25 protein-coding genes, 1 tRNA gene and 1 pseudogene are annotated in these 24,411 nt (G+C 33.1%); 16 read left to right on the top strand and 11 right to left on the bottom strand.

The window, feature by feature from the left end; all coding sequences use genetic code 11:
* Positions 1–109: 109 nt before the first annotated feature.
* From GSY47_RS18085 to GSY47_RS18070, 4 genes and pseudogenes are all read left to right on the top strand, one after another.
* Positions 110–1,468, top strand: a complete 1,359-nt coding sequence (locus tag GSY47_RS18085; RefSeq protein WP_179003950.1) for a TolC family protein — start codon at positions 110–112, stop codon at positions 1,466–1,468.
* A gap of 132 nt (positions 1,469–1,600) precedes the next feature.
* Positions 1,601–2,650 carry an HlyD family secretion protein gene (locus GSY47_RS18080; RefSeq protein ID WP_179003951.1) on the top strand — a complete coding sequence of 350 codons (1,050 nt, stop codon included), beginning with the start codon at positions 1,601–1,603 and terminating at the stop codon, positions 2,648–2,650.
* Between the two features lies 1 nt (position 2,651).
* Positions 2,652–4,235 carry an efflux MFS transporter permease gene (locus GSY47_RS18075; RefSeq protein WP_179003952.1) on the top strand — a complete coding sequence of 528 codons (1,584 nt, stop codon included), beginning with the start codon at positions 2,652–2,654 and terminating at the stop codon, positions 4,233–4,235.
* A 233-nt stretch (positions 4,236–4,468) separates the two neighbouring features.
* Positions 4,469–5,122, top strand: a pseudogene (locus GSY47_RS18070) (HAD family hydrolase); the annotation flags it as partial.
* A 357-nt stretch (positions 5,123–5,479) separates the two neighbouring features.
* Here the strand turns inward: GSY47_RS18070 and GSY47_RS18065 are convergent.
* The 3 genes from GSY47_RS18065 to GSY47_RS18055 all read right to left on the bottom strand — a co-directional run bounded on the left by GSY47_RS18065 (position 5,480) and on the right by GSY47_RS18055 (position 7,577).
* Positions 5,480–6,271 (bottom strand): hypothetical protein, encoded by a 792-nt coding sequence (locus GSY47_RS18065; protein WP_179003954.1) that lies wholly within the window; start codon positions 6,269–6,271, stop codon positions 5,480–5,482.
* A 257-nt stretch (positions 6,272–6,528) separates the two neighbouring features.
* Positions 6,529–6,837, bottom strand: a complete 309-nt coding sequence (locus tag GSY47_RS18060; protein ID WP_179003955.1) for a hypothetical protein — start codon at positions 6,835–6,837, stop codon at positions 6,529–6,531.
* Positions 6,838–6,920: 83 nt separating this feature from the next.
* Entirely contained in the window at positions 6,921–7,577 is a 657-nt protein-coding gene (locus tag GSY47_RS18055) for a 3-keto-disaccharide hydrolase (protein ID WP_179003956.1), read from the bottom strand.
* Positions 7,578–7,847: 270 nt separating this feature from the next.
* Here GSY47_RS18055 and GSY47_RS18050 point away from each other — a divergent pair, with 270 nt between their 5' ends.
* On the top strand, positions 7,848–8,417 hold the full coding sequence (locus GSY47_RS18050) for a helix-turn-helix domain-containing protein (RefSeq protein ID WP_179003957.1): 570 nt from the start codon (positions 7,848–7,850) through the stop codon (positions 8,415–8,417).
* Between the two features lie 338 nt (positions 8,418–8,755).
* Here GSY47_RS18050 and GSY47_RS18045 read toward each other — a convergent pair whose 3' ends face one another.
* The 3 genes from GSY47_RS18045 to GSY47_RS18035 all read right to left on the bottom strand — a co-directional run bounded on the left by GSY47_RS18045 (position 8,756) and on the right by GSY47_RS18035 (position 9,947).
* Positions 8,756–9,169, bottom strand: a complete 414-nt coding sequence (locus GSY47_RS18045) for a hypothetical protein (RefSeq protein WP_179003958.1) — start codon at positions 9,167–9,169, stop codon at positions 8,756–8,758.
* Between the two features lie 128 nt (positions 9,170–9,297).
* Positions 9,298–9,696, bottom strand: a complete 399-nt coding sequence (locus GSY47_RS18040; RefSeq protein WP_179003959.1) for a hypothetical protein — start codon at positions 9,694–9,696, stop codon at positions 9,298–9,300.
* A gap of 20 nt (positions 9,697–9,716) precedes the next feature.
* Complete coding sequence (locus GSY47_RS18035) at positions 9,717–9,947, bottom strand: helix-turn-helix domain-containing protein (RefSeq protein WP_179003960.1); 231 nt, start codon at positions 9,945–9,947, stop codon at positions 9,717–9,719.
* 86 nt (positions 9,948–10,033) lie between these two features.
* Here GSY47_RS18035 and GSY47_RS18030 point away from each other — a divergent pair, with 86 nt between their 5' ends.
* Positions 10,034–10,267 carry a hypothetical protein gene (locus GSY47_RS18030; protein WP_179003961.1) on the top strand — a complete coding sequence of 78 codons (234 nt, stop codon included), beginning with the start codon at positions 10,034–10,036 and terminating at the stop codon, positions 10,265–10,267.
* Positions 10,268–10,485: 218 nt separating this feature from the next.
* Here GSY47_RS18030 and GSY47_RS18025 read toward each other — a convergent pair whose 3' ends face one another.
* From GSY47_RS18025 to GSY47_RS18015, 3 genes are all read right to left on the bottom strand, one after another.
* Positions 10,486–11,157 (bottom strand): HEPN domain-containing protein, encoded by a 672-nt coding sequence (locus GSY47_RS18025; RefSeq protein ID WP_179003962.1) that lies wholly within the window; start codon positions 11,155–11,157, stop codon positions 10,486–10,488.
* 26 nt (positions 11,158–11,183) lie between these two features.
* Complete coding sequence (locus GSY47_RS18020) at positions 11,184–12,146, bottom strand: hypothetical protein (RefSeq protein ID WP_179003963.1); 963 nt, start codon at positions 12,144–12,146, stop codon at positions 11,184–11,186.
* 188 nt (positions 12,147–12,334) lie between these two features.
* Positions 12,335–12,416 (bottom strand) — tRNA-Leu (locus GSY47_RS18015).
* Positions 12,417–12,526: 110 nt separating this feature from the next.
* Between GSY47_RS18015 and GSY47_RS18010 the strand changes: the two genes are divergently transcribed.
* From GSY47_RS18010 to GSY47_RS17985, 6 genes are all read left to right on the top strand, one after another.
* Positions 12,527–13,915, top strand: coding sequence for a dipeptidase (locus GSY47_RS18010; protein ID WP_179003964.1), 1,389 nt, complete (start codon positions 12,527–12,529; stop codon positions 13,913–13,915).
* 320 nt (positions 13,916–14,235) lie between these two features.
* The gene (locus tag GSY47_RS18005) at positions 14,236–15,333 is read left to right on the top strand and encodes a glycosyltransferase 61 family protein (protein WP_179003965.1); all 1,098 of its coding nucleotides are present in this window, start codon (positions 14,236–14,238) and stop codon (positions 15,331–15,333) included.
* A gap of 208 nt (positions 15,334–15,541) precedes the next feature.
* On the top strand, positions 15,542–15,961 hold the full coding sequence (locus GSY47_RS18000) for a toxin-antitoxin system YwqK family antitoxin (protein WP_179003966.1): 420 nt from the start codon (positions 15,542–15,544) through the stop codon (positions 15,959–15,961).
* Positions 15,962–15,980: 19 nt separating this feature from the next.
* A complete protein-coding gene (locus GSY47_RS17995) occupies positions 15,981–16,943 on the top strand; it encodes a DUF6624 domain-containing protein (RefSeq protein ID WP_179003967.1) in 963 nt (320 codons plus the stop codon).
* A gap of 70 nt (positions 16,944–17,013) precedes the next feature.
* On the top strand, positions 17,014–17,385 hold the full coding sequence (locus tag GSY47_RS17990; RefSeq protein ID WP_091494169.1) for a BlaI/MecI/CopY family transcriptional regulator: 372 nt from the start codon (positions 17,014–17,016) through the stop codon (positions 17,383–17,385).
* Positions 17,382–18,815 carry a M56 family metallopeptidase gene (locus GSY47_RS17985; protein ID WP_179003968.1) on the top strand — a complete coding sequence of 478 codons (1,434 nt, stop codon included), beginning with the start codon at positions 17,382–17,384 and terminating at the stop codon, positions 18,813–18,815. Before GSY47_RS17990 ends, GSY47_RS17985 begins: the two co-directional genes overlap by 4 nt.
* Positions 18,816–18,917: 102 nt before the next feature.
* Here the strand turns inward: GSY47_RS17985 and GSY47_RS17980 are convergent, their stop codons facing one another.
* A complete protein-coding gene (locus GSY47_RS17980) occupies positions 18,918–20,282 on the bottom strand; it encodes a saccharopine dehydrogenase family protein (protein WP_179003969.1) in 1,365 nt (454 codons plus the stop codon).
* A gap of 187 nt (positions 20,283–20,469) precedes the next feature.
* On the opposite strand from GSY47_RS17980, the gene GSY47_RS17975 reads away from it, so the two are divergent.
* Together GSY47_RS17975 and pckA are read left to right on the top strand one after the other, a co-directional pair.
* Complete coding sequence (locus tag GSY47_RS17975; protein ID WP_179003970.1) at positions 20,470–20,856, top strand: DUF423 domain-containing protein; 387 nt, start codon at positions 20,470–20,472, stop codon at positions 20,854–20,856.
* Positions 20,857–21,156: 300 nt separating this feature from the next.
* Positions 21,157–22,764, top strand: coding sequence for a phosphoenolpyruvate carboxykinase (ATP) (pckA, locus tag GSY47_RS17970; RefSeq protein ID WP_179003971.1), 1,608 nt, complete (start codon positions 21,157–21,159; stop codon positions 22,762–22,764).
* A gap of 60 nt (positions 22,765–22,824) precedes the next feature.
* Here pckA and GSY47_RS17965 read toward each other — a convergent pair whose 3' ends face one another.
* Positions 22,825–23,130: a helix-turn-helix domain-containing protein gene (locus GSY47_RS17965; protein ID WP_179003972.1), complete on the bottom strand. Its 306-nt coding sequence runs from the start codon at positions 23,128–23,130 to the stop codon at positions 22,825–22,827.
* Between the two features lie 132 nt (positions 23,131–23,262).
* Between GSY47_RS17965 and GSY47_RS17960 the strand changes: the two genes are divergently transcribed.
* Together GSY47_RS17960 and GSY47_RS17955 are read left to right on the top strand one after the other, a co-directional pair.
* Positions 23,263–23,502, top strand: a complete 240-nt coding sequence (locus GSY47_RS17960; RefSeq protein WP_179002626.1) for a hypothetical protein — start codon at positions 23,263–23,265, stop codon at positions 23,500–23,502.
* 161 nt (positions 23,503–23,663) lie between these two features.
* Positions 23,664–24,395: a GLPGLI family protein gene (locus GSY47_RS17955; protein ID WP_179002625.1), complete on the top strand. Its 732-nt coding sequence runs from the start codon at positions 23,664–23,666 to the stop codon at positions 24,393–24,395.
* Positions 24,396–24,411: the final 16 nt, after the last annotated feature.

Raw genomic sequence — 24,411 nt, 5'->3', positions numbered from 1 at the left:
AAAAATAGAATTTTAACGTTTGTCCGAAATGAATATGTTGTTGGCTTTTTAGAATTATCAGTCAAGAGAAAAATGAAGGAACTTTGCACCATCAAATATTAAAGTATTCATGTTCCTTAAAATAACAAATTCTACAGACGATTGTTTTCCCAGAATCCTGCTGTTATTCGTAATGATATTAGCATTCAATGGCTTACAAGCGCAGGAAGTTCATTCGGTTTCATTACAAGAAGCTTTGAAACTGGCGAAAGAAAACAACAAAAAAATCCTTAGATCTCAACTGGAGGTCACGCTCTCGGAGCAAAACATCAAAGAAAGAAAAGAACTTCGACTGCCAGACGTACAACTAAACGGCATGTATTCCAGAATTACAAATATTACGGAATTCAAAGGAAGCGGATTCTTAAATGGTAAAGAAGTTACAAAGGCGATTCCTGAAATTTATGAGGTCAATTCTACCTTTAAAATGCCAATTTATGCTGGGAATAAGATTAACAATGCCATCAAAATTGCGAATCAGGAAAACGAAATCGCTAAAATAAAAACGGAAAAAACCGAAAATGATATCGAACTGGAAGTGGTAGCCAACTATCTGGCGATTTATAAAATGATGGAACTTCAGAAGATTTTTGAAGAAAACATCAAAGAAGAAAAAAGCCGACTGAAAGAAGTGCAATCGCTTCAAAAACATGGAACGGTTACGAAAAACGAAGTTATTCGTGCCGAATTACAGCTTTCAGATCGTGAATTGAATGCGTTAACTAACTCCAAAAACATTAAAATCGCACTTCACGATCTGAAAACGCTGATCCAGATTCCGGAAAATGAGGAAATTGCAATTGATACAACATCAAGTTTGGACGAAATGAACGGCCTAGATCCGTATGATTATTATATGACTAAAGCTTTGCAAAACGAAGAAATGCGAATTGCAAGCCAGGAATTGGATATCAGCAAAACCGAATTGAAAATGGTAAAAGGAAATTACCTGCCAAGCGTTCACTTCTTTGGAAATTACGGTTTTTATTATCCAAACTATAAATTCTTTCCGCCAAATCCTTATTTGTACACTTTAGGGCAAGTGGGTATTGAAGCTACTTTTGATCTTTCTTCTTTGTATAAAAACAAAACCAAAATGGATCAGGCGAATACCAAAATCGAATGGCAGAAAATGCAGAATGAAATTGTAAAAGAGGAAATCCAGGACAAGCTTTATAAAGAACATACACAATATCAGGAAATCCTTGAAAAGTTTGTGGTGGTTGACAAAGCTTTGGATTTAGCTAATGAAAATTACAGAATTGTAAAACTGAAGTATTTAAATCAGCTGGTTTTAATTACCGAAATGGTTGATGCTGATAATGCTTTGCTTCAGGCGAAATACAACAAAATTTCTACACGACTGGATGCGATTTTGAAACATTACGAGCTGTTGCATACGGCAGGGATGATGCCTAGCGAGATTTAGTTCGGAGCATAGAAAATAGAATATAGAGAATAGAGTAAAGAATATAGATTTTCAGTTCCGGAGGAACGATTTATGTTGTAGCGCAGGATTTTAATCCTGGGGGAGAATAGATAAAAGAATAGAGAAAAGGATATGGTTAAGATTAAAAATGAAACTAGAAGAAACAAAACGTTTCATATACTAATAACAATTATTGCGTGTGTGCTTGTTATAAGCGGTGTTATTTTAGGAATTTGGTTTTATGTGTTCAACAGAAACCATGAAGAAACCAATGACGCGCAGGTAGAACAATATGTTACGCCAATTATGTCGCGTATTACTGGTTATGTACAGGAAGTTCGTTTTAACGAAAACCAGTTTGTGCATAAAGGCGATACTTTGGTTGTGATTGACAATCGTGAATACAAATCAAAACTGAATGTGGCTCTTGCCGATGTTCAAAATGCAGAGCAAAACAGCGTTGTGGCTCAAAAAAATGCCATAAACACAGCCAGTGCAACAGCAATTAACGAAGCACAATTAGATGCGGCAAAATCAAATCTTTGGAAAACCAAACTGGAATACGAAAGATACAAAGCTTTGGTAAGTGAAGAAGCGGCAACTTCTCAGCAGTTAGAAAAAGTCCGCGCCGATTACGAAGCTGCTCAGGCACATTTTCAGGAAATGAAAAACAGAATTCACTCGGCTACTTTAAGTACTTCTGTTGCTGAAGCGAACGTTCCGACAACGCAGACTAATATTGCATCCAAACAAGCTGTGGCTGATAATGCGGCATTATTTCTTTCGTATACAATCATTACAGCGCCTTATGACGGCTGGGTTGGAAAACGAACTTTACAGCCTGGACAATTGGTAAAAGAAGGACAATCTCTATTGTCAATTGTAAGCAAAGAAAAATGGATTACAGCCAATTTTAAAGAAACACAATTACAATATTTAACCGTTGGACAGGATGTTGAAATTAAAGCTGATGCTGTAAGTGATAAAACTTTCATGGGTACAATTGCTTCTTTATCGCCTGCGAGTGGGGCAAGATTTTCATTGCTTCCTCCAGATAATGCAACAGGGAATTTCGTAAAAATTGAGCAAAGAATTCCAGTTCGAATTCAGTTAAAAGACAACGACAAACAAACCGATTTTTTAAGAGCGGGAATGAATATCACTGTGATCGCAGCACACTAAAATGGAAGATAAAAGTATTTTTAAATCCTGGGTTCCAAGATGGGCAATCATTATTATTTTGTTTGTCTGCCTTTTGCATTCCATGATTTTATTGGGAGTTTATACGTCAAACGTAACGTATGCAGCGAGTTTTCTGGACATTGAGCCAGAAGATTTGCAGTTTGCAATGTGCGTGACGTATGGAACTTTGCTGGCAACGATTTTGATCGAAAGCCGATTTTCGAGTTTTTTCCCTGCAAAAAATTACCTGATGGCAGTTTATTCCTTAATCGGAATTACAATTGTTTCATCGGCGTATATTACCAATTTTTCTCTTTTCTTAATCATGAGAATTGCCGAAGGTATTTTAATGGCGCTTCCGGTAATTACGATCAGGCAATTGTTAATTGAGCAGTTTAATTCTAAAAATGCCATTATCATTGGTTTTTCTTTTTATTACGGTTCGCTTTTATTGTCAACGCCTTTTATTATGAATATTGCGGTTTGGTTTCTGGATCATTACGATTGGAAATACATGCTGTATGTTTCGGGCGGCTTGCAGGTTCTGAATGTCTTTTTAATCTTAGTTACTTTTCGCGGGCACCGAATCACAAAGAAAATTCCGTTGTATCAAATCGACTGGATGAGCTACTTTTTGGTTTTAACAGCGATTCTTTGCGGTGCCTACTTTTTTGTTTATGCAGAGAAAAAATATTGGTTTGACTCTTCTCAAATGGTTTTAGCCTTAATGATTGCTTTAATTACAGGAGGTCTGTTCATCTTTAAAGAGCTTTTGGTAAAAAGACCCACTTTTGATTTTGAAGTTTTTAAATACGCCAATCTGCGAATTGGGTTCTTGTTATTTTTCCTTTTCTACATCAGCAGAGCAACGCTGAGTCTTTGTCATTCGGCCATGTTCTCCATTTGGAATTGGGATCCGTCACGCGTTGCGGGCGTGCAATACATCAACGGACTAGGAAATGTAATTGGACTTATTTTAGCCGCTTTTTTCTTGATGAAATCGGTTTCTACAAAAATCATTTTTATGATTGGTTTTACGTTGATTGCGGTGTTTCATTTTTGGTTTACATTTCTGTTTGTGCCCGATGTAGCTTTATCAGATATTATTATTCCATACATTTTGCAAGGAATCGGAGTAGGGTTTTTATTTGTTCCGTTGATTCTGTTTACCACCTCTTCGGTTCCTGCAAATATGGCGGTTTCTTCGGGGATTGTGGGTGTTTCAGGACGTTTCTGGGGAAGTACAGTTGGTTTTTGCGTCATGCAGAATGCAACCGTATTTTTAAATAAAAAACACTTTTTTAAACTAAGTCAGTTTGTAACTGGAGAAAATCCCGAAGCGCAACAAACCATTGCTTCAACAGCACAGAGTTTTATGGCAAAAGGATATTCTGCAGATAATGCGAATACTTTGGCGTTAAAAAAAGTCTTTGGAACAGTTGCCAAACAAGCTACTTTATTGGCTGATATGGAAATTTACACCATTGTAGGTTATGGTTTAGTGATTTTGATTATTCTAATTGCCTGTAATCAGCATTTGAGACAAACAATGACTTTGGTTAAAAGTAAGATTTGGATTGGCTAAAATGCAAATTCCAATTTTTAAATTCCAAATTCCAAAGAGGAGTAGATTTAATCTCGCAAAGTCACAGAGACGCAAAGTTTTTGTTTTACGCAGATTTTAAAAAGATTTGAGCAGATAAACGCAGATATAATTAAAATTAAATCTGCTAAAATCTTAAGAATCTGCGTAAAAAAAATCCTTTTAATCCTCTTAATCTGTGGCTTTAAAATAAAAACCCTGCGACTCTGCTCCCGATGGCTATCGGGATTGCGAGATTCAAAAAAAATCTTAGCGAATCTCCGCGAAAAACCTTTGTGAATCTCTGTGTAATAACCGCTTTATACGCTATCTTGCAACCGTTAAAACAACAAAACAAATATATGAGCCAGCAATGTGTAATTTTTGATATGGATGGCGTGATTTGTCACACCAATCCACATCATGTCGTCGCTTTTGAGGAGTTTTTCAAAAAATATAATATTCCGTATACTCAAGAAGAATTCGAAGAGCATATGTACGGAAAACACAATAGTTATATCATGACGCATTTCTTCAAACGTCCAATTGCGGGAGAAGAACTTCTAAAATTGGAAGACGAAAAAGAAGGAATGTTCCGTGAGATTTACAAAGACAAAGTCGAGACGATTCCGCATTATATGGATTTTTTAAACGAATTAAAATCCCGCGGATTCAAAACTGCTGTTGGAACTTCTGCGCCTCGTGCGAATCTGGATTTGATTGCTAATTTCCTGAAACTTGGAGAAAAAATGGATTCTATGATGTCCAGCGAAGACGTTACGTTTCATAAACCAAATCCTGAAGTATATCTAAAATCGGCAGAACGTGTTGGAGTTTCTCCATCTGATTGTGTGGTTTTTGAAGATTCTTTTTCGGGTGTTACGGCAGGATTAAATGCAGGAATGAAAGTGGTTGGCGTTTTGAGTACGCATACCAAAGAAGAACTTCCGCCTTGCGATTTTTATATTAAGGATTATAGTGAAGTTAATGTAGATAAGATTCTTGAGATATTGGGAAAATAAATTCCAATTTTTAAAATTCCAAATTCCAAACTTTGCGACTCTGTGTTTTTGCGAGATTAATTTTAAAGTATTAAACTTATGAATCTCTCGCAAAGACGCGAAGTCGCAAAGTTTTTTAGTTATATGGTTTTTGTTTCACGCAGATTCGGCGGATTTTAGCAGATTTGATTTGATAATATCTGCTGAAATCTGCTGAAATCATTTTGAATCTGCGTGAAATAACTTTTAATAATTCTCTTCCAAAAAAGCCATCCAGCCTTTTTCAAATTCTTCACGACTTACATTCAATGTTTTTTCGATGTTGCCGAAAGACGCAATCAGTTTGGGCAGAATATCTTTTCCCCATTTTTTGGTCATATATTCGATTATGGTATAGCCAATATTATAAATCTGATTGCTTTGATTGAGTTCTTCTAAAGTCAGGTTTTTGCTTTTGGCATATTTCACGCTCAGCGAATTGACTTCTTTGGCTTCAAAAATACTAATCGATTCCCAGAGCCAGCGCGGATATTCAGCTTTAAACTTTTTATCAAATTCTCTTTCAAAAGTCAGTCGGTCTTGGGTGATAATCGTGTCTTTGGCTTTATATATTAATATGTTGAGCTGAACACAATGCGTAAATTCATGTAGAGCCGTTTTTAGCGGATCGTCCGGAAAGATAGAATTAAACCAATTCGTCCACACAAAATGAAATTCATTTGGACCACGACTCGTTCCTTTCGTATTTTCTTTTAAACCTGTAGCATCATTAAACTTGAATTGTGAGCCGTAAACAAAAACCTTTATCAAGTCGTGTTCTACATCTTTTAAATTTTCTCGTATTACAGAATAATTATCTTCGAGATGTTTGCTGACTTTTTCGGCTTCACTTTTATAAATGCCGCTGTAGGAAACAATAAAATGTTCCGATTTAAGAGTTCGGGTTTCCTGTTTTACAGTGAAATTTCGAACCGTTCTTGCGAAGTAAAAAACTGCAATAATTGCTAAAAAAATGACTAATAATCTGTATTTCTTCATGTTCTAAATGATTTTTGAAATTTAAAAACAAAATAAAATATGCAGATTTAGGTTTTTGGTATTTAAAAATAAGAATATTTAAACATTAAAGCGTAAAATAATTAAAGAAATTTCTGAGTTGTGTTTTGTTTTTGCCACAGATTATCAAGATTAAAAGGATTTTATCATACTGTAACCACATGGTATTGTCAGTTCGCTATCGCTCGAGTTGCGTTCCCTAAAATGGTAAACTTAACGTATTCCTGTGATTCAAGATTTTATTCCGCCAATTTCAGATACGCTCTAGGAACTTCTAAAAATTCTTGATAGCAAGTATTGCTTGGACAATTATCATTTAATGTAGAATGTTCGGCGATTCTGATTTTTATGGTTTCTTTTCCGTTGTCGGTTCCTGTGAAAGTTTCTCCAACCTTAAAAGTTCGGTCGCTTACGCCAACAACACCGCCAACTGTTATTTGTGTGGTGTATTCGGCAGTGAATTCAAAATTTTTAGTGGCTTTAACTTCATCCGAAGAACAAGCAAGAATTCCTAGAGTAAGAATCAAAAAGCAAATCAGTTTTTTCATAACAATCTTTTTTATTTAGATGTTTGAATTTCAGAATGGTTGCGTGAAATAACAAAAGATTTTCCGCCGTCATTTATTAAGCTTTATTCTTTTGAAATACTTTTAATTCTAATGTTTTTAAAATCAATTGGTGAACGCTCATAATTCAAAGAAATTTTGCCTTCAACGGTAGAAGCTTCTGTACATTCGTTTACTAATTTTCCGTTTAAATACTGCGTGATTTTTCCGTTAAAAGATTTAATAACTACATTATTCCATTCGCCATACGGATTTTCATTGGCTAAAAACTTTGGAGAAACCACGCTTGCGCCTGCTTCAACCAGTTTTCCGTTTACTTTTGCTGTTACTTGGTCTAAAAATATAAAGTCGCCCGTAACATTTTCTTTTATTTGAAATTGAATTCCTTTTGGCCAGATTTTATCCGATGCATCTAATGGAATATTGTACATAACGCCACTGTTTTTTGTGCCTTTCATTTTGTATTGTTCTTCCATATTCCATCGGTATTCTAAGGTAAGCTCAAAGTTTTTATAGCTTTTTTTGGTCATTAAGCAGCCAAGATCTTCTCCGTACATACGAATCATTCCGTCTTTAAATTCATATACTTTTGATGGTTCCTGTTGTGCTGTATTTGCTTTTGTAAAAGCATACCAGTCGTTCATTTCTAAGCTTTTCTGCTGAACAGCGCATGAGTTTAAAATGTAAAGAAGAATAACAACAAAAATTGATTTTTTGAACATAAGTATAAGTTTAAAGCAAAGCCGATTAACCCGATTGAAGATTTTTTTTAAAGTAAAATTAGTAATACGAACTAATATAAAAAACTGGCAATTCTGGCTTTTTTGTTTTTTATCAGAAAAAAATGACTGAGATAAAAAGACTTATTCTTCACCATTAAAATTAATGATATATTAGCGACATTATCAAATGTCGTAGAAATGCCGTAAGAAAACCGTTATCAAAATAGGCTTTTCGAAATAATTTTGGATTGAAATTTAAAAACATAAACCATGAGTTATATTGGCAAAAAAATTAGCGAAGCGAGAAAATTAAAAGGCTTTACACAAGAAGAACTGGCAGAATTGTCGAAAGTTAATTTGAGAACAATTCAAAGAATCGAAAACAATAATAATGAACCACGTGGCAAAACGCTGGAATTAATTTGTGAAGTACTTCAAATTGATAAGGGAGAATTACAAGATTTAAAAACATCAGAAAATAATAGAATTGGAGCTTTCGTTGTCAATGCGATTTTTTTGATTCTTTTAAATCTTGCCATAGCGCTTGCTTTTAGTTATATGGTGACACCTATAGAAGCTAGTGCCAACAGTAAATTTGGCGCAGTTCTTTTAAGTTTTTTTATGCCCTTTACCATTTTTTATTATACGCAGAACATGACGGCAACCGAACGTATTTTTAAATTTGGAATTTGCTGGATGATATATCTTACGACCTTATTATATGCACAAGGTTTTCGTAGTGCGCTTGCTATTGGTTTTGGCTCATGGATCTTTTCCTGTATTTTAATCTATTTTGGTGTATTGTTTTATGGAAAGGTTTTGTTTAAATCAGAGAAATAAAAACATAAAAGATAATCTTTAAACTTCATTAAAGAATAAATGAATTGCCTCCTGTTTTAGCTGGAGGTTTTTTTATGATTGAAAGGGAAAAAGCTTTAGCCGAAAAAAACTTTGTCATATAGTAACCAGAATCTTGTCATTTCGACGTAAGGAGAAATCTTCGCGAGAAGCTCGACAAAGATTGGATATGCGTTGCGGAGTTACTTGCGAAGATTTCTCCTTACGTCGAAATGACAAACTAGACGGATATGCTTTATGGAATAAGAAAGTTAAATGAATTGCCTCCTGCTTTAGCTGGAGGTTTTTTTATGAATGTAAGGAAAAGACTTTAACCTGATTTACTTTAAAATTATTTCTTCATTATGTCTTGTCAGATACAAAGAGATAGTGCCGTTTTCGTCAACCTCTTTCTTTAAATCAAAAACATAAGAACCTTTAGATTTTCTGTTTCTTTCGGTTCCACACCAGCTATAATTAAGCTGACTCACTTTTAGATTATTTATAAATCCGCTTATTTGTTCGTAAGGATCCTTTCCGTCAAAAAGAAATGACTTAAAATCAATATATTTTGTAGAACTGCCGTTTTTTAGACTTCCAATAGGTGTTCCTGCAATAACCAACGATTCAATATCTTCTCCTGTTTTATTGTTGAATTTGACATGAATGCTTCTGTAGTTGGTAAAACTGGTTAAAGTAATCGTGCTTACAAATAAAATTATAAAAACCTGTATTTTTCTTTTTGAAATTAGCATAGATTTTAGCGAATAGTTTTACAGTATAAACAAATCTAATAATAAATGAATTGCCTCCTGCTTTAGCTGGAGGTTTTTTTTATGATTGAAATGGAAAAGGCTTTAGCCGAAATTTGAAGTATAAAAGCTTATTGATGTTTTACAAGATGTAAATAGGTGTTTCCTTCATTGTCTTCTTTTGTAATCATGTCAAAAATATATTCGCCGTTAGACTCGTAACTTCTTTCTGAAGCGCACCAGCTCCATTTTAAATCATGTATTCGGTTGCCATTTACAGTACCGCTTAAATCTTCATAAGGAAAACCGCTGTCAAATCTGAATTTTTTAAATTTGATAAAATCAGTTGTATCACCTTTTTTGAGATTTCCAATTAAAGTTTCTCCAATAATAAGCGAGTCGATATCTTTCCCTGTGTTATTGTAGAGTTTTACTTGTACACCTTTAAAATTCACGAAACTGATTAAGACAATACTAATAATTATAATGATAATAAATGGTTCTATTAATCTTTTATTGAATTTTGACATTTGACTTAGCTTTTGACTTTTTACTTCAAAGGAAAATCAAGCAATTCTTTAGGTTCAATATCTAAAGCATTGGCGATTCTTACGAGAGTTTTTACAGTAGTATTTATTTCAGCTCTTTCAATTCTGCCTACTTGATTCTGTGTTATGCCACAGTCGTCGGCCAAATCTTGTTGAGATAAACCTTTCTTTTCACGTATTTTTCTAACGTGAATTCCAAGATTAACAATAAAAGACGCTTCTGAAATATCCATATTTCAAAAGTGGAAAGATTTATTTTTCAATTACACCCAAGTATGGGTGTAATTTATTATATTTGACCCAAACAAAAAATAAGATAATGGCTACAGAGTGTTTTTCTAAAGAAGTAGAAACTAGACTAAAAGTTTTTTTTAGTGATGTTGTGGATGTAAAAGATATGGCGAAGATGCTCCGACAGGTTAATTATGCTCTTTCGTTAAGTTCTATGAGAGGTTGCGAAACTTTGGATTCTGAATTGTGCCATGTCGATGATAATTTTTACTGGCTCAACAGACTGGCAGAAGTTTTAGATCCTTATTTAGGTGTAGATTAAAAGAAATTGTGCTTAAAGCATCATCATTTCGACGAAAGGAGAAATTAAAGGCATATCAACAAATTTGAAAATTCCCTACAACTTTTTTTCATTGTATAGCTATCGTTGCTATGCTGGAGATGCTCCTTTCGTCAAGGTGAATGTGATAAAGTTTTTCATTTAGAACGAGGAATTTTAGAAGATATTTGTGAATTGTAGTATTTTTGTTTGTTAAACTTTTACTTGTTATAAGAGCTTAATTTTCTATAATAACTTTCCTCCCAAGTCTGATTTACAGTATATACTGTTTTTAGATATTGGGAAAGTAAATAATCAATCTGAATAGCGTTTTCGGTTATAAGTTCAATATTTTTTAAAAGTGCAGAAAATCTAACATATCTAGCCTTGCTTCCATTGTGAGCAATTTCACCTCTTGTTTTGATGAACTCATTAATTTGAATTATTGATTTTTTATGCCACATGGAAGTGAAATCCTCTATTCCTAAAAATCTTTTGAATAGTTTGTTAAGATTTTCAGAGTTCGGTGTGTTTAAAGCATTTGTTTCATTAATTGCATAACCCTTCCATAGATTTTTCCAACCGTTATCTGCAAGTTCAATTGGGTAGATGTTATTTTTACTGTTTCTTACTTTTTCGCTTATGTGCTCTTTTATGTATTTTGATAATGCAGAAGCTTGAATATTAGTGTCTAAAATTTTATCAATGCATTCTAATAAGATATTCTCGCAATATCTCTCCCAAGCGGCGCATAGCATTACTATTGAACTCCTGGTTAGATACCCTAGCTTTTTTTTACCTCTTTTTCCTTGGCTGTATTCAAAATGAGTATTTCGAAGCTGTTCCACATCTTGTAATAGTTCTAGAAAGTCTAAATATGAATTTGAAGGCATATCAAAATATTGGTTTAAAAAGGGTTTTAAAATGGTATTGTTTCGGTTTTATTACCTTCGTTTTCGAACACTTTCCGATAGCGCCAAATTATTTTTCCTAGAGGTGTAAATTCGTCTTTTTTATCTCTTTCAAAAGCAAGCCCTTTTTCGATCATATCAGTAAGGGCACTGCCACTCATTGTTCCTCCCTGTGTGAAAAAAGTTCCAACTTCTAAAAAAGTTTTCCACTTATTTTCTTTTTTTAATTGAAATACTTTATCAGTTACTTCTGGTGGAAATTTTTTACTAGAAGTATAGAATAAGGTGTTGTCTTGGTTAAAAAAGAGATGTTCATACTTTTCTTTGATTTCTAAGTTAATATCTAGATCATTTTTAAGTTGTTCTAATGAATTATTTAGCTGGGATATTTGTGTCTTTTTTGTATTGTTTTCTGCTTGAGAGTTCTCTAGTTTTTTTTTGATATTATCAAGTTCCCTAATCGTGTTGCTAATCGTTTCGCTTTGTTTTAAAAGATCTTGATCCTTTTGTTTAATTTGTTCAGTTTGCTCGTCGTAATTTTTAGAGAGTATTCTGACGTTTTTTCTTTGTTCTTCATACTTTTCAGAGTATTCATCTCTTTCTAAAACTGTTTCATCGTGAGTTGATTTTAAAACGACATTTTTATTGATAATTTTTCCAGTTATGAAAGGCATAATTCTGAACTCGATTAACATTGAAAGAGTTCGGGTTCCCACTATAATTAAATAACCTAATAATGATATTGCAAGAGCATAGAGAATATCATAAAGGATGTTTTTAGTACTTAACTCGTGTTCTGCAAGATTTCTTATTAATGAAACTTTTGAATTTCTAGTATAATTTTTGTCGAAATTAAATAATGAATACCATAATTCCCAATGGTGTATAATTAGAATTAGGATAAGTGTTCCGAAAAATGGATTGCTTAATTTATCTTTAATATTCTGGAAAAATGAGTTTAAATAATCCATTATTTAGTAATATATTTTGCTGGTTATCTCGAAGAATTTTGGAAACCATAATCGTTTTCCAAAAGTAAAAATAGAAATCAAAGATTTGTAATTGTAGTAAATTGCTTATCAACAACTTTAATAACAAAAAGCGAAACGTAGTAAAAACAAAAAAGCTTCTGAAAATTGATTCAGAAGCTTCTTAAAAGTGCGGATAATAGGACTCGAACCTACACGCCTTGCGGCACCAGATCCTAAGTCTGGCATGTCTACCAATTTCACCATATCCGCGGTAATTGTGGGTGCAAAGATAGGCATACTTTTGAATTATCAAAGACTTTTTTGAAAATTTTTTTTAATTCTCTTTTTTGTACTTTTGGTTTTCTATAAAAATAATTTAAATGGAAAATATTAAGTCCTACGTTCAACAACATAAAGATCGGTTTATCAACGAATTGATCGAATTACTAAAGATTCCGTCGGTAAGTGCCGACACTGCATATTCTCAAGATGTTATTGATACAGCAGAGGCTGTAAAAGAAAGTTTATCAAAAGCAGGATGCGATTATGTCGAAACTTGCGACACTCCAGGTTATCCAATTATCTACGGAGAGAAAATTATAGATCCAAATCTTCCAACGGTTTTAGTTTACGGTCACTACGACGTACAACCGCCAGATCCATTAGAATTATGGACTTCACCGCCATTTGAACCCGTTATTAAAAATACAGATATTCATCCAGAAGGTGCCATTTTTGCACGCGGAGCATGTGACGACAAAGGTCAGATGTACATGCATGTAAAAGCGCTAGAATATATGGTACAAACAAATAATTTGCCTTGCAACGTAAAATTCATGATCGAAGGCGAGGAAGAAGTAGGTTCGGCAAGTTTGGCTTGGTTCGTAGAACGCAATCAGGAAAAACTAAAAAACGACGTGATCTTGATTTCAGATACTGGAATGATTTCAAACCAACAACCATCAATCACAACAGGTTTAAGAGGTTTGAGTTATGTTGAAGTAGAAGTTACAGGTCCAAACCGCGATTTGCATTCTGGTTTATACGGTGGAGCTGTGGCGAATCCAATTAATATTCTGGCGAAAATGATTGCTTCGCTTCACGACGAAAACAATCATATCACGATTCCGGGATTTTATGATAAAGTTCAGGAATTATCTGTAGAAGAAAGAGCTGAAATGGCAAAAGCGCCTTTCAGCCTAGAAAAATATAAAAATGCTTTAAACATCGCTGATGTTTATGGTGAAAAAGGCTATGTAACGAACGAACGCAATTCCATCCGTCCAACTTTAGACGTAAACGGAATCTGGGGCGGTTATACTGGCGAAGGTGCAAAAACGGTTATTGCGAGCAAAGCTTTTGCTAAAATCTCGATGCGTTTGGTTCCAAATCAGGAATGGGAAGAGATTACAGAACTTTTTACCAAACATTTTACAAGTATTGCTCCTGCAGGAGTTACGGTAAAAGTAACGCCTCATCACGGTGGTCAGGGTTATGTTACGCCAATTGACAGCATCGGTTATCAGGCAGCGAACAAAGCGTATACCGAAACATTTGGAGTTCCCGCAATTCCGGTTCGTTCCGGTGGAAGTATTCCAATTGTAGCTTTGTTTGAGAAAGAATTAAAAAGCAAAACAATCTTAATGGGATTTGGTTTGGACAGCGATGCAATTCACTCGCCAAATGAGCATTTTGGAATCTTTAATTACTTGAAAGGAATTGAGACTATTCCGTTGTTTTACAAATATTTTGTGGAATTAAGTAAATAAGGTTTTTTGCCACGAAGGCGCTAAGACACTAAGGTTTTTAAGATTTTAGAACTTTGTCAAAGTTTAAAACTTTGACAAAGTTGAATACAGACAAAAATCCGTTCAGAAATGAGCGGATTTTTTTGTTTGCAGTTTTTTAAAATTTGGAATTTGGGTTTTTAAAACTTGGAGTTTGAATTTTTTAATGTTGACTTTAAGTTTTGTTGAATAAATTAAGTTAAATTTGAAATTATTATTATCAAGCCCCGTATAATATTGTATATAATCCTGTTTTGTAAAGTTTTCTAATGTTATTTTAATATTGATTTTAATGTGGGATAATGGACTTAGTTAAAAAAAAGGTCAAATTTTCACCAATTGGATATACCAAATATCTTAAAGGATTGAAAAAATGCCATTCGATGTTTCGAGAAGGCAGAATTTTGGAAAAGCTTGCCGTAAAATCATGGCAGATTGCTCCAAGTACGACAACAATTTCTCCTAAAGCTTATTTTTTGGATGGTCAATTGGATCGTATTACCGGTACGGCATTTACAGATGATCCTTATGCAGCAATGCATGGAGGAAATACGATAGAACATGCTCCAACTTATGCTTATAAGCTCAAAGATATCTGGATGATAAACGGTTTTCTTTATAAGGGGCTTTATAATTTCAGGCTTCATCCTTCTTTTCAGATTTCTAAAAAAATGAATTACTTGCCGCCAGCAATCATAGATACAGAAATCGACAATGCAGCAATTTACAGTACTTCTGAAGGGAATCAATATTTTGGACTTTGGCTTACTGATGACTGTGCCAATTATACTTTGGCAGCTCAAGAAGGAGTTCCTGTAACGTCAAACATTATTCCCTATTCTCACATGTTGGAATACGAATCGTATTTAGAAATGAATCCGTTTCGGACAAATGCGGCTTATCTGAAAAATGCCATTTTCTTTGATGACAATTGGGGAAATAATGATAGCAAACATCTTCGATTTGAAGCCAACCGAAATAAAATACTTTCATTATTTCCCGGAACTTCTCATCCTGGAGTTTTTATTCTGCGTCGTAACTCAGGAATATCGCGTGTGATGCTGAATGAACTCGAAATTGCCGAAAAACTCCGAGAAAAATACGGATTCAAAATTGTCGATGTTACTCAAAATACTGCTTCCGAAATACTTTCGGCCTGCGCTGGTGCCAAAATCCTTATCGGTATCGAAGGCAGTCATTTATTCCACGGACTCATGGCTCTTGAAGCAGGTTCTTCTGTTTTAATTTTTCAGCCACCCAATCGTTTTAGTGCTGTTATTAAAAACACCACAGATATGGAAAATATCAATTACAGCTTTGTTGTCGGAATCCAAAAAGACGACAATTTTTATATTGATTTTGAAGAGGTCGAAAGGACTTTGGGAATGCTTTCTTTTTAGGCTCCAAAGAGGCAGAGCGGTAAAGTTGCAAAGGTTTTCTCTTTGTCAAAGTTTTAAATTTTGACAAAGATTAAGTGCAGAAGAAAAGCTCTTTGTCTCTTTGAACCTTTGTTACTCTGGCCCTTAAATAAAAAAAATCAGTTTTTTCTTTCTCGTTCGAAAATTAATTCTACATTTGTAGAATATAATCTATAATTGTAGAGTTAAAATGATTAGAAAAATACTTTTTGCGATAATTCTGCTTTCTTTTTTTGGATGTAAAACGGCACTTAATCAAAAGATTGATAAGAAGAAGGAGGGAAAATGGGTTGAGGTTTATGTACAGGATAGTGTTGAGTACAAATCTGTCGAGTTTTACAAAAACGATCTGCCTGTTAAGAAATGGAAGACTTTTATAAACGGGAAATTATACAAATCAGAAAAATATAAAAACGGAATCTGTATCGTGAAAAGTTATTACGAAAACGGAAAACTGGAATCGAAAGGTAAAAGCAAATTAGAAATAAACGAAACCGAATCACATTGGTTTTATTTTGGAGAATGGAAATTTTACTCAGATAAAGGAAAATTATTTCAGATTAGAAAATACGAAAAAGGAGAACTGCTCTCAGAACAAAAAATAGAATAAAATTTTAAAATTTAAATCGATGAACAAACTGCTGGCTTTCTTTTTTATTATCGTGAATGGTGTTTTGGTTCAGGCTCAAACGTATAAAGAATGGGTTAAAAAAGCAGATTCTTGTTATAGTGCGGCTAATTATAAAACAGCTGTCAATTATTACACAAAAGCTTTTAAGATAGAACAGAAGGATTCGAAAGATTTATATAATGCGGGCTGTGCTGCTTCCTTGGCTGAAAAAAATAAAAAAGCCTTTAAATGGCTGGATTTAGCGATTGATAACGGCTATGAAAATATTGATCGTATCAAAATAGATAATGATTTAAAGTCTTTGCGCAATACGAAAGAATGGGAAAAGACAATTGATAAACTTCAGAAAAAAGTGGACAGTATTGGTGTTAGATATGATAAAACGTTGGAAAAAGAACTTATAGATATTTATACCGAAGATCAAGGAATTCGAGTAGAATTTATGAAAATCTATAAGGACCCTAATTCTAGTAAAAGCAAAATCGACAGTATTGGCAAAATAATGAATAAAAAAGACAGTATTAATCTCGTAAAGGTGATGAAAATATTGGACGAAAAAGGCTGGGTTGGAAAAGATGTAGTGGGAACGCAGGGAAATCAGACTTTGTTTTTGGTTATTCAGCATTCGCTTTTAAAATATCAGCAGAAATATTTGCCCATGATGCGACAAGCGGTTAAAAAAGGAAATGCCAACATAAGTAATTTGGCTTATTTAGAAGATCGAGTAGCCTTAAGAGAAGGAAGAAAACAAATTTATGGAAGCCAGTCTGCAAAAAACAGAAAAACTAATAAATGGTATTTTTCTCCCATGATTGATCCAGATAATGTAGATAAAAGGCGTGCTGAGGTTGGATTGGGAACAATGAAAGAATATGCTGCAAAAATGAATATTGACTGGAATTTAGAAGCTTATAAAAAAGAATTGCCTGAATTGGAAAAACTTGAAAATATTAAAGAATAAAGAGGCATATTATTAAACTTAATCTGCGAAAAAAAACTTAGTATCTCAGAACTTTAGAACCTTAAAAAAAATGCAATTATCAAACGCAGAAGAACAATTGATGGAACATTTATGGAAGCTTGAAAAGGCATTCATGAAAGATTTGCTAGAATCGTATTCAGAGCCAAAACCAGCTACCACAACAGTAGCAACGCTTTTAAAACGAATGATCGACAAGAAATTTGTAGCTTATAACGAATTTGGAAATTCTCGTGAATATTATCCGCTGGTTAAGAAAACCGATTATTTCTCCAAACACGTGAAAGGACTTATCAGTAACTTCTTTAATAACTCAGCTTCACAGTTTGCTTCGTTTTTTACGACCGAAACTAATTTGTCGGCTTCAGAACTGGAAGATCTTAGAAGAATAATTGATTCGGAAATTCAAAAAAAGAAAAAATGATAGACTTTTTTATAAAATCGACGATTGCATTAAGCGTTTTCCTGATTTTTTATCATTGGATATTGGAAAGGGAAAAAATGCATCAATTTAATAGATTCTTTTTACTTTTTTCAATTATAGTTTCGTTCGTGGTTCCTTTTATTTCATTTGAAATTATTAAAGAAGTTCCTGTGAATTTATCAAGCCAAATCAGTATGGATGAGGCTACGGTTACTAAAATTCGAATTGAAGAGAAGATTGATTACACCTTGATTTTTTTATGGAGTTTGTATGGATTAGTCACATTTTTAATGGCGATTAGATTTGGCAGCAATATTTGGAAAATCCTATCAAAATCAAATAGAAATCCAACAGTAAACTTTAAGAATTCAAAATTGGTTTTGATTGATGACAAAATCCTGCCTCATACTTTTTTGAATTATATTTTTGTCAACTCCGATGATTATAAAAACCGAAATATTGAAGCCGAATTGTACACACATGAATTGGTTCATGTAACCCAAAAACATACGCTGGATATCTTGTTTGTTGAGTTTTTAAAGGTTATTTTTTGGTTTAATCCGCTTTTTATCTTTTATAAAAAAGCAATCCAGCTTAATCATGAATTTCTTGCCGATCAGGAAATAGTGAAAGAATATAAAAATGTTCCATTTTATCAAAAACTGCTTTTAGAAAAAGGAAATGAAAGTCCGACGATTTATCTGGCAAGTAATTTAAATTATCTAGTAACTAAAAAAAGATTAATTATGATGACAAAAAGCACTTCAAAAAACAGAGCTTTCCTTAAAAAAGCAGCCGTTGTTCCTATACTGACAATTTTAATAGTTCTTTTATGTGTTAAAACTGTGGCGCAGGAATCTAAAAAAGAAGTTAAATCGATTGGGGTTACTGTTGAAACGGATCGTGCTAAAACTGCTGTTGTTTCAAAGGATGAAAATAAAAATGTGATTCCGGAAAATAAAAATAAGGAATCGATGGCAGATCAAAATAAAATTATTCCTTCGCCGTCTTCAAATGATGCTGCGATAAACACGACCGATATTATTGTAGATCCAATAGAGATAAAACCTGAATTTCCTGGCGGAGTACTTGAATTCTATAAATTCATTGGGAAAAATTTTAAAATGCCGGAGGAAGCTTCAAAGAATAAAATTGACGGAAAAATATTCGTACAATTTATAGTAGAAAAAGATGGTAGCTTATCTGAATTTAAAATTGTAAAAGATTTGGGTTATGGAATAGGTGAAGAAGCGATTAGAACTTTAAAACTTTCTCCAGTATGGACTCCAGGTTCTCAAATGGGTCAGCCGGTTAGGGTTCTGTACAGTTTACCTATAACAATTCAAGCTGAAGAAACACCAAAAAAGTATAAGGTAATAAGGGCAAGCTATCCGAAAATGGATTTTCCACCAACCATTTTTGGAAATTAAAAAATATTGTTTGAAAAAAAAATCCGCTTCTATGTGAGTAGAAGCGGATAAAATTAAAAACTAATTAAAAAAAAATTCTAAAATAAACATGCAGAATCCAGACTAAAACAAATCTGGATTATATCCAAAATACGGCACTTTTTGTTCATTAAAAATTACTCCGTACTCTTCTAATTCTTTTAATATCGGCTCATAAACTTCTTTTTTTATTGGAAGCTGAACACCAGGTGTTGTGATTTTTCCGTTTAAGATTAACAGTGTAGCAATTGCAACCGGAAGTCCCACCGTTTTCGCCATTGCAGTATAAGTTTGGTCTTCGCCAATGCAGACCATTTTAGAGTCAATCTGTTTCTTTTCGCCGTTAAGTTCATATCCAAATTTATGATACATCACGATCATATCTTTATCGTCTGGTTCTAAAGCCCAGCTGTCGGTTAAGATTTTTTGTAAAATCTGGGCCGGAGTGGCATTCGGAAGATTTACTTTTTTGTTTGGGTTAAATAAATCCAGTTCCAAAAGTTTATCCCACATAATGTCGTCCTGATCAATTTTTAGAATCAATCTCGTTTTGATTTCTACTGAATCTGTTGGATGATAAGGAAGAAAAGAATTGATAAACTGACGGTAACTCATATTCTCAGAGCCTTCAATAACATAACTATCATCGGTCATTCCGAGTTGTACAAACATGTTCCAAGCTCTTGAAAAACCAACTCTTCGAATAGTTCCTCGATATAAAGTCAGAATATCATCTAAACCGTAAATCGATCTGTATTTAAGGGAATCACGGTTAGAATACGCTTCAAATTTTCCGTAGCCTTCTACTTCCAGAAATTCAGTTCTTCTAAATAAAGCGCTGTACGGAATGTATTTATAAGTGCCTTCCTGAATAAACTTTGCAGCTCCGCCTTGTCCGGCTAGAACTACATTTCTTGGTGCCCAGGTAAATTTGTAATTCCATAAATTATTATCCGATTCCGGAGCTACAAGTCCGCCACAGAAAGATTCAAACAAAAGCATTTTACCGCCTTTTGCCCGTATTTCATCAATCACTTTCATGGCACTCATGTGGTCGATTCCAGGATCAAGACCAATTTCGTTCATGAAAATCAGATTCTTTTTTACGGCTTCTTCATTCAAAGCCTGCATCGCATCGCTGATGTAAGAAGCAGTAACCAAATGTTTTTTAAATTCGAGACAATCTTTTGCAATTTCGATATGCAAATGTGCCGGAAGCATCGAAATAACTATCGAAGCATTTTGGACTGCTTTTTTTCTTTCGGCGGAATTAAAAATATCTAAGGCTAGGGGAGTTGCATTGGGATGCTGCTGCGTTTTTACTTTCGCTAAATCCAATGAAAGATCAGCTACAGTTATATGTAGTTTTTCTTCATTTGATTTGGATAATAAATATCGAATCAATGACGAGGCAGATCTTCCTGCTCCAATTATTAAAACGTTCTTCATGTCTTAAATATTTAACACAAATATATTTAAATGTTATAAATATAACAATTTTAATTAAATAAAATTGAATTTATTTTTCAATTTCAGGAAAAAAATAATCTGATTTTGTTCTAAATAATGTCTGGTAGAAAGCAATTTTTTGGTTTGTTTGAAGTATTTTTGTTTCAAATTTCAAAAGATATAAATCATGAAAAGAAAACTTGTTCTTACTGGAGCTTTTATCGGGATGTTAGCTATTATTTTGGGTGCTTTTGGAGCTCATTTATTAAAAAAATATCTTTCAGTTGATCAATTAAATACTTTTGAAGTAGGAGTTCGTTACCAAATGTACCACGCTCTTTTTCTTTTCTTTTTATCTACACAAAAAGACATTGCCGAAAAAACACTAAAGGCAATCTATAATTTAGTAGTTGCCGGAGTTATTCTTTTTAGTGGCTCTATCTATTTAGTTGCTACAAAAGACTACACTTTGTTTTATTCTAAAATTATAGTATTCGCAACTCCAATAGGTGGTTTTCTATTAATTATTGGTTGGGCGCTATTATTCTTTACGATTTTGAAGCGAAAATCATAAAATCCCGAAAAAAAAATTCTGTCTAAGAATTAATCTTTAATTTTGTCTCATAAATAACATATAATCTTCATTATGTGAATTTTTTCTATTTTCTGTTATAAAACGAAAATAATATAACAAATTCTGTCAGAAGGTTGTAAATAAGTAAATTAAAAGCGGTTATTTTTTTCTTTTTGTAAATTTTAAAGTGAAATTTCTCTTTTTTAATATAAATCAAAGTGAAATTTAATTATTTTAAGAGGAATAAGAATTAATCTGTAATTTTGCTTTAAACAAAAAACCACAACATAACTTAAATTTATGGACACTAATACAGTTTTCGCGCAATCGATTTCGTTAAAAGACTTAGGAATTGAAAATGCAAAAGTTCGTTACCAACTATCTGCAGATGAATTACATGCGATTACTTTGCAGTCAGGGCAAGGTGTCGAGAATTCTACTGGAGCGTTAGCAATTAATACAGGTGAATTTACAGGCCGTTCTCCACAAGATCGTTTTATCGTAAAAGACGATATTACAAAAGATCAAGTTTGGTGGGGAAATGTAAATATCCCGTTTGATCCTCTAGCTTTTGAAAAGCTATACAATAAAGTAACAGCATTTTTATCCAACAAAGAAGAAGTTTTTGTTCGTGATTCTTATGTATGCTCTGATGCAAATTACAGACTGAATGTTCGTGTTGTTACTGAAACAGCTTGGTCAAATTTGTTCTGTTACAATATGTTTTTAAGGCCAGAAGAATCAGAACTGGCTAATTTTACTCCAGAATGGACGGTAGTATGTGCTCCAAGTTTTATGGCAGATCCTGCTGTTGATGGAACACGTCAGTCTAATTTTGCGATTTTAGATTTTACTAAAAAAATCGCTTTAATTGGTGGTACTGGTTATACAGGAGAAATGAAAAAAGGAATTTTCTCTGCTTTAAACTTTATCCTTCCAGTTTTCAAAAATACACTTCCAATGCACTGCAGCGCCAATGTTGGTGAAGATGGAGATACGGCAATTTTCTTCGGATTATCAGGAACTGGTAAAACAACTTTATCTGCTGATCCGGAACGTAAATTAATCGGAGATGATGAACACGGCTGGACAAACGAAAATACTGTTTTTAATTTCGAAGGCGGTTGTTATGCTAAAGTAATCAACTTAACAGAAGAAAATGAACCGGACATTTTTAGAGCAATCAAAAAAGGAGCTCTTTTAGAAAATGTGGTTTTCAAAGCAGGAACAAACGAAGTAGATTACGACGATGTTTCTATTACACAAAATACTCGTGTAAGTTACCCAATTACACATATCGATAATGTACAGCCAGGTTTGGTTGGACACAACCCAAAAAATATATTTTTCTTAACGGCTGATTCTTTCGGAATTCTGCCTCCAATTTCAAGATTGACTCCAGGTCAGGCGGCTTATCATTTTATTTCTGGATATACAGCGAAAGTTGCCGGAACAGAAGCAGGTGTAACAGAGCCACAGCCTAATTTCTCTGCTTGTTTTGGAGCACCATTTATGCCTTTACATCCAACGCGTTATGCTGAAATGTTGAGCAAAAAAATGAAAGATGCTGGCGTAAAAGTTTGGTTGATCAACACAGGTTGGACAGGTGGTCCTTACGGAACAGGAAGCCGTATGAAACTAAAATATACTCGTGCTATGATTACTGCTGCTTTGAAAGGAGAATTAGACAATGTAGCGTATGAAAATCACAAAGTATTTGGATTAGCAAAACCACAATCTTGCCCTAATGTTCCAGAAGAAATTCTAAATCCTAGAAATACTTGGGAAGACAAAGATCTTTATGACAAAAAAGCAATTGAATTGGCTCAGAAATTCAAAGCTAATTTTGCCAAATTTGAAGAGTTTGCCAATGCTGAAATCTTAGCAGGTGCACCTATTACAGAATAAAAGGAATTAATTGATTCAAAGTAAAAAAGCTGTTCTTTATTAGAACAGCTTTTTTTGTTTTTATACATTATCTTTCTTTTGAAACTCTTGAATTATTTTTTCAAGTTCATATATAATTATCTCTGAAGAGGTTTCAATATCAAAATTATCTTCATTTTCTCTTTCCATTCTCTTATTGACAAAGAAGTCTAATTTTTTATTAAAATAATTACAGACTTTAAGCATAAAATAGATATCAATTTTTTTTGATCTGCCATTCTCAATTTTGGATAATTCACTCTGTGTGATTCCTAACTCATCTGCTAATCTACTTTGAGATAAACTGTTTTCTTCTCTCAATCTTTTAATTTGAAATCCAACTGGCATATAATTAATTTATTTAATTAGAAAATAGTTAAAAAGCATATAAGAAATATTCAAAATCAATATAGAAAGAAAAATCTTATATATAGATATTTGCAATAATAAAATATAATATTAATATTACAAATTAAAATCATGAAAAAAGTATTATTTACGGTTTTTACTATTGTGGGATTTAGTGCTTTTGGTTTTGCTAATAACCAAGGACAAGCTTGTGTATTAGATAATAAATTAAAAGAGACTCTAGCATTTTTGGGTAGTTGCGAAGAAAGACAAGGGATAGCTACCAATCTCTGCAAAGAAATGGGATGTTCTGATTTTGAAGCTTACTTTTATGGAGCTGCAGAATGGGGAAGATGCATGGGAGGAAATTAATTAATTTAACAAAATAGGTTCTCTAAAAGAGAACCTATTTTAATTGTAACTGAAACATTTTGTAAAATCATGTTTGGTTTTTAAACTTTACTAATTAAAGTTAATAGATAATATATTGATGTAGCTTAATTACAATAGATTTATTTTATAAATATTTAGATATGAAATTTGTTAAACTTATTCTTTTTCTTTTGTGCTTAAATTCATTTTCTCAAATAAAAAATGGTAGAATAGAATATGGAGTAACCATAGAAATGATTGATGGTTTTAGAGGTACAATTTTGGAAAAGCCCTACACTGAGTCTATGAATAATGCAAGGTATTTAAATTTTACATTACTTTTTGACAAAGACAATGCTTTTTTTTCTTGCGACGACGGTTTAGGAACTATTAATGATGATGTGTTTATGTCAAAAGTTACAGCTGGATATATGAACGAAATATATCAAAATAAAGATTTTTCATTATCAGCAGTCCATCCTATATATGGTCAGTATGTATTAAAAAAAGAGATTTCAAAAGATTGGGAATTAGTAAATGAAACTAAAGAAATAGAAGGTTTTTTATGTTATAAAGCAACATCTACTAAAATAGTAATTAATGACAAAGGAACTTTTAGGTTTCCCATTATAGCATGGTATTGTCCCAAAATACCCGTATCGTTTGGTCCCAATGGTTATGGAAATCTGCCGGGTTTGATATTGGAACTTCAGGTGCGTAATGTTGTATATGGTGTAAAAAAAATTGATTTAAATTTAAAAAAGACTCCTTTGTTAGGAAAACCTAAAGATTATACAATAATTACGGAGGAAGAATTTGACAAAATAGTTAAAAGCGGAAAAGTAGAAGAAAACTTTAAAAGAGGTTTTGTAAAGCCTGTAGATAAATTTTAATTACAAGCTTAATAGT

The sequence above is a fragment of the Flavobacterium quisquiliarum genome, assembly GCF_019308285.1.
Taxonomy (GTDB): Bacteria; Bacteroidota; Bacteroidia; order Flavobacteriales; family Flavobacteriaceae; genus Flavobacterium; species Flavobacterium quisquiliarum.
This window is presented reverse-complemented; position numbering and strand designations above follow the sequence as displayed.

Excerpts from the sequence above, each read along its gene's own strand:
- GSY47_RS18085 (WP_179003950.1), top strand. The coding sequence starts at position 110 with ATGTTCCTTAAAATAACAAATTCTACAGACGATTGTTTTCCCAGAATC.
- GSY47_RS18080 (WP_179003951.1), top strand. The coding sequence starts at position 1,601 with ATGGTTAAGATTAAAAATGAAACTAGAAGAAACAAAACGTTTCATATA.
- GSY47_RS18075 (WP_179003952.1), top strand. The coding sequence starts at position 2,652 with ATGGAAGATAAAAGTATTTTTAAATCCTGGGTTCCAAGATGGGCAATC.
- GSY47_RS18065 (WP_179003954.1), bottom strand. The coding sequence starts at position 6,271 with ATGAAGAAATACAGATTATTAGTCATTTTTTTAGCAATTATTGCAGTT.
- GSY47_RS18060 (WP_179003955.1), bottom strand. The coding sequence starts at position 6,837 with ATGAAAAAACTGATTTGCTTTTTGATTCTTACTCTAGGAATTCTTGCT.
- GSY47_RS18055 (WP_179003956.1), bottom strand. The coding sequence starts at position 7,577 with ATGTTCAAAAAATCAATTTTTGTTGTTATTCTTCTTTACATTTTAAAC.
- GSY47_RS18050 (WP_179003957.1), top strand. The coding sequence starts at position 7,848 with ATGAGTTATATTGGCAAAAAAATTAGCGAAGCGAGAAAATTAAAAGGC.
- GSY47_RS18045 (WP_179003958.1), bottom strand. The coding sequence starts at position 9,169 with ATGCTAATTTCAAAAAGAAAAATACAGGTTTTTATAATTTTATTTGTA.
- GSY47_RS18040 (WP_179003959.1), bottom strand. The coding sequence starts at position 9,696 with ATGTCAAAATTCAATAAAAGATTAATAGAACCATTTATTATCATTATA.
- GSY47_RS18035 (WP_179003960.1), bottom strand. The coding sequence starts at position 9,947 with ATGGATATTTCAGAAGCGTCTTTTATTGTTAATCTTGGAATTCACGTT.
- GSY47_RS18030 (WP_179003961.1), top strand. The coding sequence starts at position 10,034 with ATGGCTACAGAGTGTTTTTCTAAAGAAGTAGAAACTAGACTAAAAGTT.
- GSY47_RS18025 (WP_179003962.1), bottom strand. The coding sequence starts at position 11,157 with ATGCCTTCAAATTCATATTTAGACTTTCTAGAACTATTACAAGATGTG.
- GSY47_RS18020 (WP_179003963.1), bottom strand. The coding sequence starts at position 12,146 with ATGGATTATTTAAACTCATTTTTCCAGAATATTAAAGATAAATTAAGC.
- GSY47_RS18010 (WP_179003964.1), top strand. The coding sequence starts at position 12,527 with ATGGAAAATATTAAGTCCTACGTTCAACAACATAAAGATCGGTTTATC.
- GSY47_RS18005 (WP_179003965.1), top strand. The coding sequence starts at position 14,236 with ATGGACTTAGTTAAAAAAAAGGTCAAATTTTCACCAATTGGATATACC.
- GSY47_RS18000 (WP_179003966.1), top strand. The coding sequence starts at position 15,542 with ATGATTAGAAAAATACTTTTTGCGATAATTCTGCTTTCTTTTTTTGGA.
- GSY47_RS17995 (WP_179003967.1), top strand. The coding sequence starts at position 15,981 with ATGAACAAACTGCTGGCTTTCTTTTTTATTATCGTGAATGGTGTTTTG.
- GSY47_RS17990 (WP_091494169.1), top strand. The coding sequence starts at position 17,014 with ATGCAATTATCAAACGCAGAAGAACAATTGATGGAACATTTATGGAAG.
- GSY47_RS17985 (WP_179003968.1), top strand. The coding sequence starts at position 17,382 with ATGATAGACTTTTTTATAAAATCGACGATTGCATTAAGCGTTTTCCTG.
- GSY47_RS17980 (WP_179003969.1), bottom strand. The coding sequence starts at position 20,282 with ATGAAGAACGTTTTAATAATTGGAGCAGGAAGATCTGCCTCGTCATTG.
- GSY47_RS17975 (WP_179003970.1), top strand. The coding sequence starts at position 20,470 with ATGAAAAGAAAACTTGTTCTTACTGGAGCTTTTATCGGGATGTTAGCT.
- pckA (WP_179003971.1), top strand. The coding sequence starts at position 21,157 with ATGGACACTAATACAGTTTTCGCGCAATCGATTTCGTTAAAAGACTTA.
- GSY47_RS17965 (WP_179003972.1), bottom strand. The coding sequence starts at position 23,130 with ATGCCAGTTGGATTTCAAATTAAAAGATTGAGAGAAGAAAACAGTTTA.
- GSY47_RS17960 (WP_179002626.1), top strand. The coding sequence starts at position 23,263 with ATGAAAAAAGTATTATTTACGGTTTTTACTATTGTGGGATTTAGTGCT.
- GSY47_RS17955 (WP_179002625.1), top strand. The coding sequence starts at position 23,664 with ATGAAATTTGTTAAACTTATTCTTTTTCTTTTGTGCTTAAATTCATTT.